22 protein-coding genes are annotated in these 17,994 nt (G+C 54.3%); 1 reads left to right on the top strand and 21 read right to left on the bottom strand.

Going from position 1 to position 17,994, the window contains the following annotated elements:
• The first annotated feature begins 41 nt into the window (after positions 1-41).
• Complete coding sequence (locus HYU99_02135) at positions 42-179, top strand: hypothetical protein (GenBank protein MBI2339152.1); 138 nt, start codon at positions 42-44, stop codon at positions 177-179.
• Positions 180-374: 195 nt separating this feature from the next.
• On the opposite strand, the gene HYU99_02130 is transcribed toward HYU99_02135, so the two are convergent.
• From HYU99_02130 to HYU99_02030, 21 genes are all read right to left on the bottom strand, one after another.
• A complete protein-coding gene (locus tag HYU99_02130) occupies positions 375-725 on the bottom strand; it encodes a cytochrome c (protein MBI2339151.1) in 351 nt (116 codons plus the stop codon).
• A 93-nt stretch (positions 726-818) separates the two neighbouring features.
• Positions 819-2,039, bottom strand: a complete 1,221-nt coding sequence (locus HYU99_02125) for a hypothetical protein (GenBank protein ID MBI2339150.1) — start codon at positions 2,037-2,039, stop codon at positions 819-821.
• Positions 2,040-2,334: 295 nt separating this feature from the next.
• A complete protein-coding gene (locus HYU99_02120; GenBank protein MBI2339149.1) occupies positions 2,335-2,658 on the bottom strand; it encodes a type II toxin-antitoxin system VapC family toxin in 324 nt (107 codons plus the stop codon).
• Positions 2,659-2,664: 6 nt separating this feature from the next.
• Entirely contained in the window at positions 2,665-2,940 is a 276-nt protein-coding gene (locus HYU99_02115) for a type II toxin-antitoxin system Phd/YefM family antitoxin (GenBank protein ID MBI2339148.1), read from the bottom strand.
• A gap of 74 nt (positions 2,941-3,014) precedes the next feature.
• Entirely contained in the window at positions 3,015-3,740 is a 726-nt protein-coding gene (gene hemG, locus HYU99_02110; protein MBI2339147.1) for a protoporphyrinogen oxidase, read from the bottom strand.
• A 48-nt stretch (positions 3,741-3,788) separates the two neighbouring features.
• Positions 3,789-4,337, bottom strand: a complete 549-nt coding sequence (gene hemG, locus HYU99_02105) for a protoporphyrinogen oxidase (GenBank protein MBI2339146.1) — start codon at positions 4,335-4,337, stop codon at positions 3,789-3,791.
• On the bottom strand, positions 4,334-5,281 hold the full coding sequence (gene holA / locus HYU99_02100; protein ID MBI2339145.1) for a DNA polymerase III subunit delta: 948 nt from the start codon (positions 5,279-5,281) through the stop codon (positions 4,334-4,336). Before holA ends, hemG (HYU99_02105) begins: the two co-directional genes overlap by 4 nt.
• Positions 5,278-7,722, bottom strand: coding sequence for a leucine--tRNA ligase (locus tag HYU99_02095; protein MBI2339144.1), 2,445 nt, complete (start codon positions 7,720-7,722; stop codon positions 5,278-5,280). The genes holA and HYU99_02095 overlap by 4 nt, the downstream gene beginning before the upstream one ends.
• A gap of 87 nt (positions 7,723-7,809) precedes the next feature.
• Positions 7,810-8,043, bottom strand: a complete 234-nt coding sequence (locus HYU99_02090; protein ID MBI2339143.1) for a type II toxin-antitoxin system HicA family toxin — start codon at positions 8,041-8,043, stop codon at positions 7,810-7,812.
• Positions 8,044-8,052: 9 nt separating this feature from the next.
• On the bottom strand, positions 8,053-8,283 hold the full coding sequence (locus tag HYU99_02085) for a type II toxin-antitoxin system HicB family antitoxin (protein MBI2339142.1): 231 nt from the start codon (positions 8,281-8,283) through the stop codon (positions 8,053-8,055).
• A gap of 230 nt (positions 8,284-8,513) precedes the next feature.
• Entirely contained in the window at positions 8,514-8,774 is a 261-nt protein-coding gene (locus tag HYU99_02080; GenBank protein MBI2339141.1) for a DUF2442 domain-containing protein, read from the bottom strand.
• Positions 8,775-8,873: 99 nt separating this feature from the next.
• Positions 8,874-9,023, bottom strand: coding sequence for a hypothetical protein (locus HYU99_02075; protein ID MBI2339140.1), 150 nt, complete (start codon positions 9,021-9,023; stop codon positions 8,874-8,876).
• Positions 9,024-9,082: 59 nt separating this feature from the next.
• A complete protein-coding gene (locus tag HYU99_02070) occupies positions 9,083-9,280 on the bottom strand; it encodes a DUF2892 domain-containing protein (protein MBI2339139.1) in 198 nt (65 codons plus the stop codon).
• 55 nt (positions 9,281-9,335) lie between these two features.
• Positions 9,336-10,844 carry a SpoVR family protein gene (locus HYU99_02065; protein MBI2339138.1) on the bottom strand — a complete coding sequence of 503 codons (1,509 nt, stop codon included), beginning with the start codon at positions 10,842-10,844 and terminating at the stop codon, positions 9,336-9,338.
• Positions 10,845-10,910: 66 nt separating this feature from the next.
• Entirely contained in the window at positions 10,911-12,020 is a 1,110-nt protein-coding gene (locus tag HYU99_02060) for a DUF444 family protein (protein ID MBI2339137.1), read from the bottom strand.
• Between the two features lie 78 nt (positions 12,021-12,098).
• Positions 12,099-14,186, bottom strand: a complete 2,088-nt coding sequence (locus HYU99_02055) for a serine protein kinase (GenBank protein MBI2339136.1) — start codon at positions 14,184-14,186, stop codon at positions 12,099-12,101.
• 228 nt (positions 14,187-14,414) lie between these two features.
• Positions 14,415-14,822, bottom strand: a complete 408-nt coding sequence (locus HYU99_02050) for a type II toxin-antitoxin system VapC family toxin (GenBank protein ID MBI2339135.1) — start codon at positions 14,820-14,822, stop codon at positions 14,415-14,417.
• A gap of 96 nt (positions 14,823-14,918) precedes the next feature.
• On the bottom strand, positions 14,919-15,164 hold the full coding sequence (locus tag HYU99_02045) for an AbrB/MazE/SpoVT family DNA-binding domain-containing protein (GenBank protein ID MBI2339134.1): 246 nt from the start codon (positions 15,162-15,164) through the stop codon (positions 14,919-14,921).
• 115 nt (positions 15,165-15,279) lie between these two features.
• Positions 15,280-16,086 carry an MCE family protein gene (locus HYU99_02040; GenBank protein ID MBI2339133.1) on the bottom strand — a complete coding sequence of 269 codons (807 nt, stop codon included), beginning with the start codon at positions 16,084-16,086 and terminating at the stop codon, positions 15,280-15,282.
• A 174-nt stretch (positions 16,087-16,260) separates the two neighbouring features.
• A complete protein-coding gene (locus HYU99_02035; GenBank protein ID MBI2339132.1) occupies positions 16,261-16,938 on the bottom strand; it encodes an ATP-binding cassette domain-containing protein in 678 nt (225 codons plus the stop codon).
• 146 nt (positions 16,939-17,084) lie between these two features.
• Positions 17,085-17,912, bottom strand: coding sequence for an ABC transporter permease (locus tag HYU99_02030; protein MBI2339131.1), 828 nt, complete (start codon positions 17,910-17,912; stop codon positions 17,085-17,087).
• Between the last annotated feature and the right edge of the window lie 82 nt (positions 17,913-17,994).

Raw genomic sequence — 17,994 nt, 5'->3', positions numbered from 1 at the left:
TCAGTACCGGAGTTATAACCGAGGGGCTAAGCAAGGTGGTCATGCTCCCTCCTTTGTCCATTCCCGCCTGGCTTGCCGCCGAAATCGCAAAACTGGCCCGCTTGCAGGCCAATTCCAAAGCATCGGTGGTCAGACAACTGCTCGTCGCCGCCATCGAGGCCAAAAGACGCGCGGCGTGAGGATGGGATCATGTCGTATCCCAAAGTTTGATCGTATATTCCGTATTCAACCGGTGGATCCAATCGCCATGCAACCCCGCCCGGTAGTGGGAGATATACACACTGCTGTCAAGGCCCATTCTGATGATGACATCCCGGCCTCGCCATCCTCAATCGCCTGATCGTGGACCGCATCGATGTCGATGGGGAGGTCGGTTACCGCAACGTCGCGTCGGGATTAACCGAAGCCCCATTCCCCCGATCGCTGTGCTGGAGCGAAAAGATGTAATCGACAAGGGCGGCGATGTCTTCCTCCGGGGTCTTCTTTTTCATCGGCCTCATCCTTTTGGTTCCTTTTTTGAGGAGGGCGATCAGGTCGTCGCGGCTTAAGGGTAGCCGATCGATCGCCGGCCCGGCGATCCCCCCCCCTTTCCCCTCCATGCCGTGGCAGGCGTAACATTTTTTTTCCCGGTAAAGTTCCTTCCCACGGGCGGCATCGGACATAACGGCCGAAACCGGCGCCAGAAAAAAAAGGACAAAAACCGCGATGGAGATGTTTGTCTTCACACGATTCACCCCAAAAGAAGAGAAGGGCGTCCGCCTCAAGCAGACGCCCCTATCCCGACACCGAGCAGATGTCAAACCTCAAAGCAGGAGAGACTAGAAAACGAGCTGGGCTTCCGTCGTAAAAGCGTGAGCCGGATGCTGTCCCTGGCTGTCGGCCACCTTATATTCCACGGAAAAACGCATGTATCTCTGGAACTGCCATACCAGTCCGGCCGTGCCCGCCCATGTTTTACTGGTATTGGCCGCCCCCTCCGCCTTGTTGGTCACATCGTCGTAATCAAAACGACCCAACAGATACAGGTTGTCGGTGATGCTCTTGTCCAGTTCCAGAAACGAAAACCAGGAGAGGCTGTTGTCGGCAGAAATCAGGGCCGCCGTGGCAGTTCCGATGCCGCTGATAGTCTGGTTGTCGATCCCCAGGGAAAAGCCAATGATCGGTTTAAGGCCGATTTTCTCGAAGGTATAGTCGCCAAAGAGATAAAACCGGTGATACCGTGTGGGACCGGCGCCCGCCACGTCGGCCCCCGCATCATTCTGGGGCGTTGGGGCCCTTCCATAAACATACAACAGGGAAACGCTCGCATTGTGGTTGGGAATCAGATATTCCAGCAATAACGCCATATCCTTGTCGTTGTTCGGGTCTTCGTTGTCCAGCACGCTACCGCCTGTTGCCTCAATGCCGCTCGTAAACTGGAGAAGGCCCGTAAAATTACCGTTGGACCATCCCGCCTCGACTCCCAAACCGTCATGGCGCGGCCTGAAGCCGTTCACCCGCACGTCAAACATGCGGGCATTGTTAAGACCGATGGGGCGATCCAGCCCGCCGTATCCAACCCGTGAAAACTGGTGAAACTGGCCCATGCGGGTGAAAAAGAAACTGTCCGAGTGGCCGAAGGCAAGCTGGATTTGCCCCACCTCCAGCTCGGCAAACTCGTTTTCCGGCTCAAAGGGCATCTCAAAGAAGTAGGCAATATTCCGCGTAACCGGCCCGCCGTAGAAAAGGGTGACGTCATGTTGCTCAAAATCAAAATCAATTTTGGCCGGTGATTGTTTGTTCACCGTGGCTCGCGCCCGTCCCCGCGCCGCAAAGTAATTGGTGAACTTGGCCAGATCGTCCCACGAGAACTGGACCTCCTTGTTGTCAAACTCCTCGGGCATCCTGTAGCCCAGGCGACGGAACTGATGGCCTATGGGATTGAGTTGCGGCATCATGGTATGGCACATGGAACAGTCGGCGTTATAACGGCGCGCCCATGAGGGAAGCGCCTGGGCCGATCGAAGGGGAAACAGGCCCGATATCAGGACGCAAAACACAAACCATAAAATGGTGTGTGATATCTTGGATGGTGTCATTGACATTCTCCTTTTTTTGGATGGTGGGTTGCGATAACCGTAGTCGGTTATCGACCTACACACAAAAAATAAACCCGCGATGGAAAAAAGGTCAACATGTTTTGCGTCAATTCGTCGCATGACGGCCGTCATGCGAGGCTTGTCATGCAATGTCTGATGGCTATCGGGCAGGTGATGGAGCCCCACCGCGAGGTGGTTCTGGGGAGGGAGGGAAAAGAAGATTGACAGACATGGGATCAGGATGAAACATGCAAAATCATGAATAATCCGTCAAATGACGGCAAACATCCGGAGGGCGATATCGGCAGGCCATCGCGATGGCCTCTCCCGACAGATCTTCGCCAATTTCAAAGGTGGGGATCCCCAATTGATAAACTGCGGTGAGCGACTCATGCGCAAACTGTTTCTGAAATCCCGACTTTCTGACAAGAACCGCGGCCAGCTCGAAAAAGAAATGCAAAGGGACGGCAAACTCATCCGGCCTTTCGACCAGGCGGTTCAAGACCTCCCGGGCCCTGGCGTGGCCCGATTCATCGGTAAAAAACCATTTAACGGCAACGGACGTATCGAGAATCCACATGGAGATTCATCCGGCCCTTCCGGATCGGAGTTCGCGAATCAGCGCCTCGGAATTTTTCCTGACGGCCGACTTTCGGGAAAGACCCAAAATTCTCCGTTGAACTTCTCTTCTCCTTTCGTCAGCCTCTTTTTCGGCAAAACGCCTTTTGAAATCTTCCAGCGAAATAAGAACAGCCGCTGGCCGGCGGCCTTTTTCCAGAAGGATCGGTTCGCCGCTCCGCTTGAGCTTTTGCATTACCTTTGACAGCGACTGTCTCAATTCGAGGGCATTGATTTTTTGCATTGGGCGCCTTTCTAAACCCGACACCAATTGTGTCAAGTTAAATGTCATTTGTCAACCCTTCGACCGTTTTCCATTCACACAATCCCCGCCGCATGCGTGACCGTTTTTGAGAGGCTCACTCCCCCCAGATAATTGCCGGCGAGTTTCAGGGAGGGGGTTTCCGCGAGGAGTGCGTTGATCCGATTCAGGAGCTTCCCGTAACCGAGGACATACTGGGGGATCGCCCGCTCGTGGCGCTTGAGGTGGATCCACTCGACGCCGAAACGGAGCCTGAAGATATCCTCCACCTCCCGGCCGATTACATCGCGGAGGGCCGCGTCATCCGCCTCGATGAGTTTCCTGTTTCGCGCACCGCCGGCGTAAACGGTCAGATAATGATGCCGTTCATCGTGAAACTGGAACGGAAAACTGCTTGAATTCCACAGGGTCCCCAGTATTTGTCTCCGCTCCCCGGAAGGGATGAGAAGGCCAAAGCCGCAAAAGGGAAATTTCTCGGACCTTTGCACCCGCAGATGGGCCGTAATCACGGGGGCATAGTCTATTTTCGACAGTTCGGTCGAGATTTGCGGAAATCTTTTTTTTAGGAGAGTGGCGGTAGAATAAGCAGGGGCGGTCAGATAAACGCAATCGCTCTCGTATTCCCCCCGGCCGGTTAAAACCCGCAGTTTTTTCCCTTCCACCACCAGATCGAGAGCCGCCTCATTCAACCGGACCCGCTCTATCCCCATTTTTTTCCGGGCGCTGTGGAAAATGGACTCCAACCCCCCTTTAAGCTGATAGAGCCGGGGATCGGTTTTCATCGTTTTTCTTTGGGACAGGAGATAGCGGATCAGTGAAGAGGCCTTGTTTTAGGCCTCCGCCATCGTAGGAAAGGCCGCGGAAAGGGATATCTGTTTTGCGTCGCCGGCGAAGATTCCGGAGACAAAGGGATCGGCGATGTATTTTGCGGTTTCGGTGCCAAAATGCCGCGCAAAAAAATCCCAGACCGACTCTTCCTCTTTTTTTCTCCTCGGGACATGAACCGCTTCGGCCAAAAACCGGATCCGCCCCCGGGGAGAGAGCGCCGTTGTGGTCAAAATCTGCGGGGGCTTTGACGGGAGGAGGGTCGGCTTGCCGTTCTTTAAAATAAACCGCCGACGCGCGACGGAATTTGCCTCGACAAGCGAACCGGCCAGATCCAGCCGTTCGAGGAGTTGTGTCATTTCCGGGGAAACGCCTGCCAGGGCATTGGGGCCGAATTCGAAGTGGGCCTTATCGGTCGACAGGGACTCGACCTTGCCTCCCAGACGGGGAGTGGATTCGAGAAGACAAAAATCGGACCCGCGTTGAAGAAGTTCAACGGCAATCGCAACGCCGGCAATTCCCCCGCCGATGATCAGGTTGGGAATCGGGATCATAGACAAACCTGCATGAGGAACCGATCGACCACATGGCGCGGTTCCAGCGGGCTTCTTTTAAGCGCCCGGTCGCAGGCGAGAAGCCGGGCATAGATTTTTTTGAGCGCGGGAAAGGCGATTTTTCGGGCCTGACGAAGATAATCCTTCACAAAAAAAGGAGGAACGCCGAGACGGAAAGACATCTCCTGTTCGGAGAGCCGCTCCCTGACACCCTCCTGCGCCAGAAGAAGCAGACGAAAATGACGCGCCAACATGAAAACCAGCCGGACCGGCGGTTCCCCCTGTTCCGTCAATCCATTCAAAATTCCCATCGCCTCTTTTAAATTTCTTTCCCCCACTTTTTCGGTGAAATCGAAAACCGTTTTTGAAAAACTGCCCGAGGCAGTTTGCACATCGGCAAGTTCAATCCGGGTGCGCGGGAAGACATAGATCGCCAGCTTTTCCAGCGCCGAGACAAGCCCCATCGGGCTTGGCCCCACCGATTCGCCCAAGCCGTAAGCCGCCTCCATCGTGATGTCGATTCCCATCTTCCGCGCCTCGCCTGAAACCCATTGGGGAATCTGGTTGGGATAGGGCGGCTTCAATTCGATAAGCGTCCCCTCTTTGACGGCTGTCTTCCACAGGCCGAGACGCTTGTCGATTTTGGGGGCAATCAGAACCAGTTGCGTGGTGGGCGAGGGGTTTTGAAGGTATTTAAGCCATTGGTCGAAATCGTCTTTCCCGATTTTGTCCGCGTCGCGGACGATTACCAGACGCGATTCCGCCATCATGGGGAGGAGGCTCAAGGCGTCGATAATCTTCGCGGGCGGCTCCTCCGCCGCCGAAAAACGGTCGAAATTGAAATCTTTTGTCGCCGGATCGAGGTGCTTTTTTTGAAGACGCGCCAATTCGCGGTTTAAAAGACAGGCATCGTCGCCAACAAGAATCGTGATGGGTTTGGTCATGACACCACAAAATTCACCAACCGCCCCGGGACATACACCGTCTTCGCCACATTTTTTCCTTCAAGATAGGGAATAATTTTTTCATGCGCGCGGGCGGCAGTTTTGATCTCGTCCTCCGGGCTGTCGGGGGCAACGCTTAATTGGGCGCGCACCTTGCCGTTCACCTGCACCACAACGGTAATCGCCCGCTTTTCGAGAACCGTCTCATCATAAGAAGGCCACGGCTGTTCAGAAACACCCCCTTCAATCCCCAAAACCTCGCCCATCTCCTCGGCGATGTGCGGCACCATCGGAGATATCAGGACAATCATGGTTTTTAGCGCCTGTTTGAAAGAGGCTGACAATCCCGACTGCGGGGCGATTTTGGCCAGATAATTGACCAGTTCCATGATGGCGGCAATGGCGGTGTTGAAGTGAAAATCCTTCTCGATGTCGTCGGTGACTTTTTTGATGGTCTTGTTGATCTGGAAGGCAAGCTCCGGATCGTCCCCATTCCCCGGCCAGCGGTTGTTCACCGTGTCGTAGACCAGCCGCCAGACCCGGTTCAAAAAACGGAAACACCCCTCCACCCCCTGATCGGACCATTCGAGGTCGCGCTCCGGAGGCGAGGCAAAAAGGACAAAGAGCCTTGCCGTGTCGGCGCCGTACTGGTCGATGAGATAATTCGGATCGACCACATTGCCACGCGACTTGCTCATCTTGGCCCCCTCCTTGATGACCATCCCCTGCGTCAGCAGACGCTCGAACGGTTCGCTCAAGTTCAGGTAGCCGAGGTCGCGCAGAACCTGCGTAAAAAACCGGGAATAAAGAAGATGCAAAACCGCGTGCTCGATGCCCCCGATGTACTGATCGACCGGGCACCAGGTGGCAACCTTCTCTTTGTTGAACGGCTCCGCCGTATTTTGCGGATCGACATAACGGAAAAAATACCATGACGACTCCACAAACGTATCCATCGTGTCGGTCTCGCGCCTGGCCTCTCCGCCGCATTTGGGACAGGCGGTTTTTAAAAAAGATTCGTGTCGGGCCAGCGGCGACCCTTCCCGGCCGGTCAGTTGAACATCGGGGGGGAGAACGATCGGAAGATCCTCTTCATGTGCCGGGACGACGCCGCATGTCGGGCAATAAACCGCCGGAATCGGCGTCCCCCAGTAGCGCTGACGCGAAATCCCCCAGTCGCGCAATTTGTATTGGACCTTTCTTCGTCCGATTTTTTTGCGTTCGAGATAATCGACGATCGCCAGCTTTGCGATGGCGCTTTTCATCCCGGAAAACTGACCCGAATTGACCAAAACCCCCTCCTCCTCAAAGGCGGCCTCCATGCTTTTGGGGTCAACGACCTTTCCGGCGGGCGTAATGACAAGGATCACCGGCAGTTTGTACTTGTGCGCGAAATCGAAGTCGCGCTGGTCATGCGCGGGAACGGCCATTACCGCGCCGGTGCCGTATTCCATGACGACAAAATTGGTGACATAAATGGGCATTTGCCGCTTGACCACTGGATTGAGGCAGTAAGCCCCGGTGAAAATCCCCTCTTTTTCATAATCGGCCCCTCCCTGTTTTTGGATACCTTTTGCCTTTGCCACAAAGGCCCTCACCTCGGCGGTGTTTGGAGAATTTTCAATCAGTTTTTCCACCAGCGGGTTTTCGGGCGCCAGTGACATAAAAGTGGCCCCGAAGAGGGTATCGGGGCGCGTCGTAAAGACGGTGATCTTTTGATCGGTTGCCTCGATGGGAAAATCGATTGTCGCCCCCTGGGAGCGGCCAATCCACTCCCTTTGCATCGTCAGCACCCGTTCCGGCCATCCCTCTTTCAGAATTTCCAGCGATGAGAGAAGTTCGTCGGCGTAATTGGTGATTTTAAAAAACCACTGCTCCAGCGGTTTTTGCGCAACGACCATCTCGCACCGCCAGCAGTGGCCGTCCAATACCTGCTCGTTGGCCAACACCGTCTGACAGGTCTCGCACCAGTTGACCAAAGATTCTTTGCGGAAGACAAGACCCCTCTCCCACATCTGGAGAAAAAAGAGCTGTTCCCATCTGTAATAGGCGGGATCTGAGGTGTTCACCTCGCGCGACCAGTCGTAGCTAAACCCAAGGCGCTTGAGCTGATCGCGCATCGTATTGATATTGTCGCGCGTCCACTTGGCGGGGTGGGTCCGGTTCTGGATGGCGGCATTTTCGGCGGGCATGCCGAAGGCGTCCCAGCCCATGGGGTGAAGGACATGAAAACCCTTCATCCTCTTGTACCGGGCGATCACGTCGCCGATGGTGTAGTTCCGCACATGCCCCATGTGGATTCTTCCGGATGGGTAGGGAAACATCTCGAGGAGATAATATTTCTGCTTTTGGGGGTTTTCGCCGGCGGCGAAGGTCTTGTTTTTTTCCCACTGTTTCTGCCAGCGGGTTTCAATGGATTGCGGCTGATACTTTTCGTCCATTGCCTGCTTGTAACACACAGGTTTTTATGGAGACAAATGGAAAATAGCGGAGAGGCGCCTGATAAACTTCGGGTCGAAGCCCGCTTCTCACAACAACTTTCTGAGATCTTCCACAGTTAACCCCGCATCCGTCAAAATTGATTTGAGCGTTCGTCTTTTAATCTGCGTTGACGAGTGAACCGGGACAACCGTCCGTCGATTGTCCGACGGGCGCCGATAAATAGCGTGACTGGAACCGGTTTGACGGACAAAGACAAAACCGATTTTTTCGAGCACCTTGATTATTTCTTTAGAAGTGACAACTGGGAAATGAACGGACATGAATGAATTTCAAACCGCAACTCGCAGAGAAGTGACCGTGACTTGGTCATCGGGAATGGCCTCTTTGTGCTTCCGGTATTCCTCGATGAAAGCATGAACGGCGTGCCTCATTTCACCGAGAGTCTCTTCGTAGGTTTCCCCTTGAACATGACACCCCTGAAAAGCGGGACATTCGGCATAGTAGCCCCCCTCTTCACACGGCTCGATGATCACCGTAAAATGATATTGCTGATGAGACATGTTCTTATTCTAGGCAAAACAATGCTGAAATTCAAGGGACTTCTTCGGCAGGCACCTCATACACCTCCGTGAAAGGATACGGGCTTGGAAGGGTGTTCCAGCTTGCCCTGCCTGTCCCGCTTGCCCTGAGCGAAGCCGAAGGGAGCGGAGTTGAGGGAAGCGAAGTCGAAGGGCTCACTTGCGGGATTTGTTTGAGGGGATAGCCGGCCCTGGCGACAGCCTTGGGAACGTTAAATGATGGCTCGCCGGCCCAGAACAATACCCTCCACCGAAAGATCCTCGTCCAAATCGGGCCAGTGAATGCCGGTGCCCAAACCGATCAACTGAAAATGGCCCCTTTGTTTTTTTGTCGCATTTTTCAGGCGCGGATAAAACTCCAGTGGCGCTTTGACCTCTCTTCCGTCGCTTAATTGCAGACAAATGGCATCTTCGGTGAAGTAAACTTTAACCGCCACATCCGCCTGTTCAAATTTTCTTGCTGAAGAACGCATCCCACTAAGAAGATCGGGCAATTTCAGAGGTTACCGCTTCATCGGACATTTTCATCCATTTCTCGCCTAAGATCAATTGTCTTTTTTCATTGTCTTTTTTCATCGGTGGAGGGGCACCCCATACACCTCCGTAAACAGATACGGGCTCGGCAGGACGTTCCGGCGGGCCTTTAAGGAACCGCCGGATCGGTGGCGGGGATTTTTCCTCGGCGTGGTTGCCGTGGCGGCGCACAATTCAATCTGGTCCATGGTCAAGACCTGATATCGTTTTGATATCGTTTTCGGGATGTGGGCGGGAAAATATTTCTTTAACTTGCCGACTTGACCTTGAAGAGATGGTTCAAGGGACAGTATCTTAAAAGGCCGGTGACGAGCGAGACAACGGCCACCGCCCCCAGGGCATAGTCGGCCCACGGAGGCATCCGGAGCCGCCAGATGCATATCGCCGACAGAACGGCGATTAAAAGGCGCAAATTTCTTTCCCTCTTGGCGACGTTAACGAGCATATTTTTCCCCTCCTGTTGAAGTTTTGGTTTTCCGAAACGGAGTGTATCCTAGCATCTAAGCCCCTTCTTTGGAATCGAATTCTTTATGCTCCTTCCCGTCGAAGGCAAAAATCTTCATCCGGTCGTCCACCCGCGTTTCAACAAGCACCGGCCGCTTCCAGAGGACATGCAGGTTTTTCAGCACCTCACGGGCATAGTCGAGGCGCAGATCGACCCCTTCGTGCCGGTGAAAAAGGAGAAGCTCCCCCCGGTTGCCGTAATTGGCGTCCATCACCTCGACAAACGGCTGGCCGAAATTGGTGAGCTGGAAAAGAAGCTTTTTTTTCACCGCCGGAAAATCCCGCGAGGAAATCTCGTAGGTCGAGTTGTTGCGGTTGTAGTCGAAGGCGAACAGCTTGTGTTCGGCGCAAAATTCCGGCGTCAGAAAGGTGTCGATGAAGGTGACGTCGTTGTAAATTTTGCGCACCTCGAAAATTTTCTTTTTCCCCAGCCCCAAATTCCGGTTCCAGTTCAGTTTTTCCACCATGCTGTCGCATTCATCATATTCCTTGCCGAAACGCCCCTTGTTCCAGCGCTCCTCGATATCGCGGAACAGCTCGAGGCCGATCTTGTAGGGGTTGAGGCGGCCCATTCCCGCCGAAATGGTGCCCGAATGATGATCGGCAAAGTCGATGATCTCGCCGTCCGTCAAAATTTTTGTCGTCATGATTTTGCTGTGCCAGTAGGTGGCCCACCCCTCGTTCATGATCTTGGTCTGGGCCTGCGGGGCGAAGTAATAGGCCTCCTCGCGGATGATGGAGAGGATGTCCCTCTGCCAATTTTCCAGGGGGGCCGTTTCAACCAGGAACGCCAGCACGTCCCTTGCCGGTTCGGCGGGGAATTTTTTTTGCTCCTCTATTTTGGTCAAGGCCTTTTTGCGCTGACTTTCGATGAATTCTTTGGGGTTGATGTACCGCTCCAGATATTCGCGCTGTACCGGGAGCTTTTTCACGTTTATCTTTTCGGTGACCTCTTCCTCTTCCTCTTCGGCGAGCGGCGGGCGCTTTTCCTCCTTTTTCCTCCGGATGAGGGGGGCATAGCAGTCGATCAGGTTTTCCAGCGAGAGGCAGACATCGATGAAGCTCTCCACCACCGTATAGCCATGCCTGTTGACGGCGCGCTGAATCCTCGTTTTGTGGTTGGCCATGACATCGATCGTCCGGCGGTTGGTGGGGGAGAAAAAGACGTTGTTTTTGAAAAAATCGCAGTGGCCGTACACGTGGCTCATCACCATCTTCTGGTCGACCAGTTTGTTTGAGTGGAGAAGATAGGCATAGCAGGGGTTGTTGTTGATAACCATCTCGTAGATTTTGGAGAGGCCGTAGGAATGGCTCTTGGAGAGATGCTCGTACTCCATGCCAAATCGCCAGTGGGGATAGCGATTGGGAAAGCCGCCGTAGGAGGCCACCTCGTTCATCTGCTTCCAGTCGAGGATTTCAAAGATGGTCTCGAAAAAATCGAGTCCCTGGGTTCTGGCCTCTTTTTCGATTTCAATCCGCCATTTTTCGAGTTCGGGTGTCAGCATTTACGTGTTCACGTGCCCGAGTGCCCGGGTGCCTGCGTAAACACGGGCACGCGGGCACACAGGCACTCATTTCCCTTTTCCGAGGAACGCCTTTATCGACTCGATAATCCCCTCTTTCCCCTCGATCTTGGATGTCAGCAGACAATCGGGACTCTCGCCGAACCGGTCTTTCAGGTCCTTCAGGAACTGGCCGCTCCCGTATTCGCTCTCCACCTGCCCGTAGCAAAAGACGTTGCAGACGGGGAAAAACTCCTTTTCCATCAGATTCAGGCACTCCATGGTGTCGTTACCCGACCAGTTGTCGCCGTCGGAAAAATGGAAGGGGTAGATATTCCATTCCGAGGGGGGATAATTTTCCTGGACGATCTTCAAGGCCAGGCGGTAGGCCGACGAGATGATGGTCCCCCCCGACTCCCGCGTGTGATAGAAGGTGTCGGCATCCACCTCGCGGGCCACGGCGTCATGGATGATGTAGCGGGTTTCCAGCCCCTTGTATTGCGAGCGGAGCCACATGTCGATCCAGAAGGTCTCGATGCGGACGATCTCTTTCTGTTCCTGTCCCATCGAGCCGGAGACATCCATCATGTAGATGATCACGGCCCTGCGTTCGCGCTCCTGAATCACCTTGAAGCTCCGATAGCGCTTGTCCTCGCCGTAGGGGATGACGATCGGGCGATTGAGGTTGTACCCGCCGGAGAGGATCTGCCTTTTGAGCGCCTGTTTGTAGGTCCGCTTGAAATGGCGGAGCGACTCCGGCCCCGCGGGGCGGACGCCGCGATAGACGGTTTTTGTGGAGACAACCCGGTCGGTCCCCTTGGGGAGGATGCGCGGAAGCTCCAGTTCCTCGCCCAAAAGCTGGGCCATCTCCTCGAGCGGGACATCCACCTCCAGGATATGTTCGGAAGGGGCATTGCCCGCCTGCGTCTGTCCCTCCCCCTCGGAATCGACGGCAATCGGAGTGCCGACCGCCCCTTCGCCCTGCCCCACCCCTCCCATCTGGCGGTCTTCGTAGCGAAAGCGGGGGATGTCGATCTGCGGAATGGGGATGCTGATGAATTTTTTTCCCTGCCTTCCGATCAACTCGCCGCGGGTGATGAACTTCCTCAACTCCTGTTTGATTTTGCCTCGAACAATCTGTTTGAAGCGGCTGTAGTCTTGTTCGATTTTTAATATCACATTCACGTGCCCACGGGCCTGTGTGCCTGCGTGCCCGCGTTCTTACCCAGGCACTCAGGCACCAGGGCACCCGGGCACTTAATGCTTTTCTTTAATGTCCCCCCTCGCAAAAATCGACGCCACATAGTTGAGCACGTCGGTGGAACAGACGTCGCAATAGCCGTAGTTTTTGGTCATCCGCGACTTGACGATGTCGATCTTTTCCTGCGTATCCTTGTCCACCACGCTGGAGACAAGGCTGGTGAGCTTGATGGTGTCCTTCTGGTCCTCGAAGAGCTTCAGTTCAAGCGCCTTGTGGAGCCGCTCGTTGGTCCGGTAGTCGAACTTTTTGCCTTCGACGGCCAGAGCCCCGATGTAGTTCATGATCTCCCGGCGGAAGTCGTCCTTGCGCGATTCGGGGATGTCTATTTTTTCCTCGATCGACCGCATGAGGCGTTCATCCGGTTCCTCGTCCTGGCCGGTGTATTTGTTCCGCACCCGCTCCTTTTGCGTGTAGGCCTTGATGTTGTCCACGTAGTTGGAGCAGAGCCGCGAGATGGCGTCCTCGTCGGCCGCGATGGCCCGTTGGACCTCGTTTTTCACGATGTCGTCGTATTCCTCCTTGGCCAGCGTCAGGAGTTCGACGAATTTTTTTCTCTGGTCCTCGCTGGAAATGAGCGAGTGATGCTTCAGCCCCGATTCCAGCTCATTCAGGACCATGAACGGATTGACGCACCCGCCCCCCACGTCGGAGACGAGGGCATTGGATATTTTATCCTGGATATAACGGGGTGAAATCCCCTCCATCCCTTCCCTGTAAGCCTCTTTCCTCAACTCCTTGACATTGTCTTCGGTAAAACCGGGAAGGGTTTTTCCGTCGTAGAGCTTGAGTTTCTGCATGAGGGTCAGGTTTGCCTTTTTGGGTTCTTCCAGCCGAGTCAAAACCGCCCACATCGAGGCGATCTCCATGGTGTGCGGGGCGATATGTTTCCCCCTGATTTTGTCCGGCGAATAATCCTTGTAGTAGATCTTCTGCTCTTCTTTAAGCTTGGTGATGTAGGGGATGTCGATCTTCACCGTCCGGTCGCGCAGGGCCTCCATGTATTCGTTGTTTTGCAGTTTGCGGTATTCCGGCTCGTTGGTATGCCCCACAATCACCTCGTCGATGTCGGTCTGGGCGAATTTTTTGGGCTTCACCTTGTGCTCCTGGCTCGCCCCCAGAAGATCGTAGAGAAACGCCACGTCGAGCTTCAGGACCTCGATGAATTCAATCAACCCCCGGTTGGCGATGTTGAATTCGCCATCGAAGTTGAAGGCCCGCGGGTCCGATTCGGATCCATATTCTGCGATTTTGCGGTAATTGATGTCGCCGGTGAGTTCGGTGGAGTCCTGATTTTTTTCGTCCTTGGGCTGAAAGGTCCCGACGCCGACGCGGTCTTTTTCGGAGAGAATCAGCCGACGCACCTCCACATGGCCCATCACCTTGTTGAAGTCCCCCTCGTAGAGGGCAAACAGGGCATTGTAGATGTACCTGCAGGAGGGGCAGAGATCGCCGTCGACGTAAATTTTTTCTTCGGCGGAAAGGGCCTTGTTGACCTCGGACAGGAGCTTGTCACGGGCCTTGAACGAGACAAGGTGCAAAGGCTCCTCATGCATGGGGCAGTTGATGACATCGCCGTTGCCGAAGACGACGTCCAACTGTTTATTGTTCGCGCCGTTGCCTCCCTTTTTGACCCACGAAAAGGTGAAAAGGGCCCCCTCGGGGGTGCGCGAGTAATGTTCCAGCCCTTTTTTCAGCAGGCGGACAATGGTCGATTTGGAGCTCCCCACCGGCCCGTGCAAAAGGAGGACCCGCTTTTCCGGACCGTAGTGGCGGGCGGCCGCCTTGAAGACGTTGACGAGCTTCATCAAGTGCAGATCGAGGCCGAAGATGCCGTCCCGGCCGCCGTCGTAGGGGTCGTTGAAAAATTTGTATTTGACGATGGTTTTTTTGTGTTCCTTGTATTCCTCGGTGCCGTGGGAGACCACCATGTCGTAGAGGCGCTGATAGGCGCTCCTCGACACCCTGGGATTTTTCATGAAAATCCCCAGGTAGTCGGCGAAACTGCCGCGCCAGTTGAGCTCCTTGAAATTCTTGATCTCCTCGGCATCCTGAATCAACTGCAAAAGCTGTTTTTCCGAGATCATATTTTTTCCTCCAGGTTAAAAAATTTCGTCGGGTTAAAAATAACCGAATAACAAAAATTCAAATTGGGCTATGGATTTTTTTAAAGAACAGTCTTGAATCGACTGATCTCTGACGGAACAATCTCACCGAAAAGAATTGATGTAACGCGTCATGCTTATACTGATATTTTATCAGTTGGGAGGGGGGGCAACAATAGTTATTTTTCCGGGATTTTTTCAGCCTAAAAACTATTTCAGCCAGGTCACTTTTATTTCTTTTTCAACTTCTTTAAATTCCCGATCGCCGGTAATTAACGCAATATTTCGTATCTTGGCCAGCGCGGCCGCAAAACAGTCCGCATAAGACATTTTTTTGGTTGCCTTAAAGACGGCGGCTTGTCGCGCCAATTCCAAATCTTCCGCGACCGGGACAAGTTCGATCGGCAAACCGGCTATTTCATGGGCTTTCTGCTCCGCAAGCCGTTGAGAGCCGCCTCTCATCACGGAGTAATAAATCTCACCCCAGTTGACGACACTCAAGAGCAGTTTGTGCTTGTCTTCAGAGGCCTTCACAAGAAGCTTTTCCACTTCTTCAGCGGAAGGCTCGTCGTTAAAGAACGCCATAAGCGCCCAACTGTCCAGGACTTTGGCGGCCATTTAGATTCTTACCCTGCAACTTCTGCGCATTTTGCGAAGAAGTTTGCAGACCGTTTGAAGATCCATTCGGACCATTTGGTTGGCGGCCCTGCCGCCTTAGAAATCCCGTTCCCGTTTCCGTTCGGCAAGAAAGACATCCATTGCCCTGGACCCCCTTAGAGATCCTCGAAGGCTCCTGATATGCCTGGCGGTAATGGGTTTTATTAAAATACCTTCATCGGTTGGATAGACCGTTGCCCGCGTTCCTTCCTCAATTTCGTATTCTTTGCGAAGCCATCGGGGAATAACCACCTGCCCCTTGACCGTAAAGGAAACCGTATCCGGTTTTTGTGTTATACTCACATAAATAAGTAGAACATATTTTAATTAGTAAGTCAATTTATTTTTGTAGGAATAAATATAAAAGGAGGATTTAAGGAAGACTCAACAAACACAAATCGCCCGGGCCGCTTATTTTTTATTTTGAGTCGGTTTTCAGGAGCTTTTCGTCCCTGGTTTTAAGGGTATAGCGGACCACCGTCTGGATGAGCTTGTTGCGGTTGGCCTTGCCCAAAAGGGTTTTCATGTCGTTATACAGCGAGGCGTCGTTGACCAGCGCCCCCAGGGTCCCCTCGCCGCGGTTGATTTTACCGGTGATGCCGGCCGCATGTCTGCTTGCCTCCGCGAGGTTTTCGGCCACCATTTTGATATCGGACACCAGCTCCTCCCCGTGGGGGTCGTAGACCAGGCCATGGATCGTCCCCTTTCCCTCGCGCACCTCTTTCACGATTTCCTTCAAGTCCTCGGCGATGTCGTTGACGTTTTGCAGGAGGACATCCCCCCTCTGCAGAACCTCGGCAAAACCGGTCGGCGACTCGGAGGGAAGAATGTCGCCATCCTTTAAAATTTTGGCCTCGGCGCTTCCCACGCTGACAAAGACCATTTTGTCCCCCAAAAGCCCCTGCGTCATGATGGTGGCCTTTGAATCGGCGCGGATTCGGCTTTGATACCGTTTGCTCAACTTTAAAACCAGTTTGACCTTTTTCTTTTCGATTTTTTCCTCGAAGAGAATCTCGCGGACCGTCCCCACATGAATCCCCGCCAGTTGCACCGTGGCCCCCTCGCGCAGGCCGCTGATGTCGTCGAAAAAACAGACGAGCGTATAATGGGTTTCAAAAAGCCTCTTTTCGCTCCCCAAAAGAAAGATGACCATCATGGCCAAAAGGAGGCCAATCGCCACGAAGGCGCCCACTTGGATCTGCATGAGTTCTTTTGAACGATACATATATATCGGGGGCTTTGCCGCTGGCGCCCGGGGTCCCCACCGAACGCCACCGGTTCGAGTGAGGTGGGGGCGGAAACTGATTCCGCTCCCAAGCCGCTTAATCCGCCACTGGCGGCGCGGCTTGGGAACCCTACCCCCCGTTCGCTCGGACGGAATAAATCCGATCCTCGCTCACTATATCTCCCCGATTTCCCCCTCAATGAAATTCTGAACGACCGGGTTGCGCGAACGCCTCACCTCGTCCACCGTCCCCACAAACTCGATTTTCTTATTATGCAACAACGCGAGGCGGTTGGAAATCTTAAAAGCGGTGGCCATGTCGTGGGTCACCACCACCGAGGTGACCTTCAATTCCTGTTGAAGTTTGAGGATCAGTTCGGCAATCCGGTTGGTGTTGGCCGGATCAAGCCCCGTGGTCGGCTCGTCGTAGAGAATCACCTCCGGATCGGTGGCGATGGCGCGCGCCAGCCCCACCCGTTTTTTCATCCCGCCGGAGAGGTCTGCCGGATACATCTCCTGGGTTTCGTCCAGTCCCACAACCTCAAGCTTTTCCCTGACGATTTTTTTTACCTTTTCCTCGCCGTGATGATTGTGTTCCAGAAGCGGATAGGCCACGTTTTCCTCCACGGTAAGCGAATCGAACAGCGCCGCCCCCTGAAACAGCATGCCGATGTGCGAACGCATTTCAATAAGGGCCTCCTCCTCCATTCCCGAAACGCTTTTTCCCTTGAAGAAGACATCCCCCTCATCGGGTTTAAGAACCCCCAAAAGGAGCTTCAAGGTCACGCTCTTGCCGGTGCCGGAACCCCCGATAATCGTGATCGTCTCCCCCTGCCCGATGGCAAGATTCATGTTGATCAGCACCCGATTGTCGCCAAACGACTTGGAGACGTTTTTGAATTCGATAATCGGCAAAATACGGTGCCCGGGTGCCTACGTGCCTGGGTGCCCGGGTACCCGTGTAAACACGGGCACGCAGGCACTCGGGCACTCGGGCACTAAAAAAGAAGAAACAGCTTCGTTAAAAAATAGTCCGACACGAAAATCGCCACCGAGGCGATCACGACCGAAAGGGTCGTCGACTCCCCCACCCCTTGCGTCCCGCGCGTGGTTCTCAAACCCTGGTTGCAGGCGATGATGCCGATCAAAAAACCGAAAAAAAAGGTCTTCCCCGTGCCGGAAAAAAAGTCCTCCAGTTCCACGGTGCGAAGGACTTGGTCGATGTAAAACCGGGCAGTCACCCCCGACTCCAGAACAGCCACAAACATCCCTCCAAAAATCCCCACCACGTCGGCAATGACGGTGAGAATGGGGGTAATCAGCGTGGTCACCAGAACCCGCGGTACCACCAGCTTGGCCACCGGGTTGGCCCCCATCGCCTCGATGGCCAAAACCTGTTCCGTCACCGCCATCGACCCAAGCTCCGCCGCGATCCCCGACCCCACCCGCGCCGCGATCATGAGCGAGGTCAAAACCGGCCCCAGTTCGCGGACGATGGCGATGCCGACCACCTGCCCCGCGTAGAGGGTGAGGCCAAAGCGCTGAAGGCCGACAATGAACTGCAGGGCCAACACCATCCCGGTGAAAATGGCCACCAGATTGACGAGCGAGAGGGATTTGACCCCGATATGGAGAACCTGCTCGAGAACAAGGCGTATCTGAATCTGCCCCCGCGCAATGGCTTTAACGGCCCGGTAGGCCAGCTCTGCGATGCCGCCCACATAGTCGAGGTATTCGAGAATCCGGGTCCCCATCCGCCCCAGAGGCTGTTTGAGGGAGTCCTGAATCCGGTGAAGGGAGGCATGGAATGAGGATGTTTTCACCATTTAACCAGCCGCACAGCGGCGCTGAGGGGGAGGCAACATCTTACTCCGCAAACTCTTCGAGTTTGCTTCGCACTACGGGAGA

Source organism: Deltaproteobacteria bacterium (assembly GCA_016183175.1).
Taxonomy (GTDB): Bacteria; UBA10199; UBA10199; order UBA10199; family SBBF01; genus JACPFC01.
This window is presented reverse-complemented; position numbering and strand designations above follow the sequence as displayed.

Coding starts and splice junctions, on each gene's coding strand:
- HYU99_02135 (MBI2339152.1), top strand. CDS start 42: ATGCTCCCTCCTTTGTCCATTCCCGCCTGGCTTGCCGCCGAAATCGCA.
- HYU99_02120 (MBI2339149.1), bottom strand. CDS start 2,658: ATGTGGATTCTCGATACGTCCGTTGCCGTTAAATGGTTTTTTACCGAT.
- HYU99_02115 (MBI2339148.1), bottom strand. CDS start 2,940: ATGCAAAAAATCAATGCCCTCGAATTGAGACAGTCGCTGTCAAAGGTA.
- hemG (MBI2339147.1), bottom strand. CDS start 3,740: ATGAAAACCGATCCCCGGCTCTATCAGCTTAAAGGGGGGTTGGAGTCC.
- hemG (MBI2339146.1), bottom strand. CDS start 4,337: ATGATCCCGATTCCCAACCTGATCATCGGCGGGGGAATTGCCGGCGTT.
- holA (MBI2339145.1), bottom strand. CDS start 5,281: ATGACCAAACCCATCACGATTCTTGTTGGCGACGATGCCTGTCTTTTA.
- HYU99_02095 (MBI2339144.1), bottom strand. CDS start 7,722: ATGGACGAAAAGTATCAGCCGCAATCCATTGAAACCCGCTGGCAGAAA.
- HYU99_02090 (MBI2339143.1), bottom strand. CDS start 8,043: ATGTCCGTTCATTTCCCAGTTGTCACTTCTAAAGAAATAATCAAGGTG.
- HYU99_02085 (MBI2339142.1), bottom strand. CDS start 8,283: ATGTCTCATCAGCAATATCATTTTACGGTGATCATCGAGCCGTGTGAA.
- HYU99_02080 (MBI2339141.1), bottom strand. CDS start 8,774: ATGCGTTCTTCAGCAAGAAAATTTGAACAGGCGGATGTGGCGGTTAAA.
- HYU99_02075 (MBI2339140.1), bottom strand. CDS start 9,023: ATGGACCAGATTGAATTGTGCGCCGCCACGGCAACCACGCCGAGGAAA.
- HYU99_02070 (MBI2339139.1), bottom strand. CDS start 9,280: ATGCTCGTTAACGTCGCCAAGAGGGAAAGAAATTTGCGCCTTTTAATC.
- HYU99_02065 (MBI2339138.1), bottom strand. CDS start 10,844: ATGCTGACACCCGAACTCGAAAAATGGCGGATTGAAATCGAAAAAGAG.
- HYU99_02055 (MBI2339136.1), bottom strand. CDS start 14,186: ATGATCTCGGAAAAACAGCTTTTGCAGTTGATTCAGGATGCCGAGGAG.
- HYU99_02050 (MBI2339135.1), bottom strand. CDS start 14,822: ATGGCCGCCAAAGTCCTGGACAGTTGGGCGCTTATGGCGTTCTTTAAC.
- HYU99_02040 (MBI2339133.1), bottom strand. CDS start 16,086: ATGTATCGTTCAAAAGAACTCATGCAGATCCAAGTGGGCGCCTTCGTG.
- HYU99_02035 (MBI2339132.1), bottom strand. CDS start 16,938: ATGAATCTTGCCATCGGGCAGGGGGAGACGATCACGATTATCGGGGGT.
- HYU99_02030 (MBI2339131.1), bottom strand. CDS start 17,912: ATGGTGAAAACATCCTCATTCCATGCCTCCCTTCACCGGATTCAGGAC.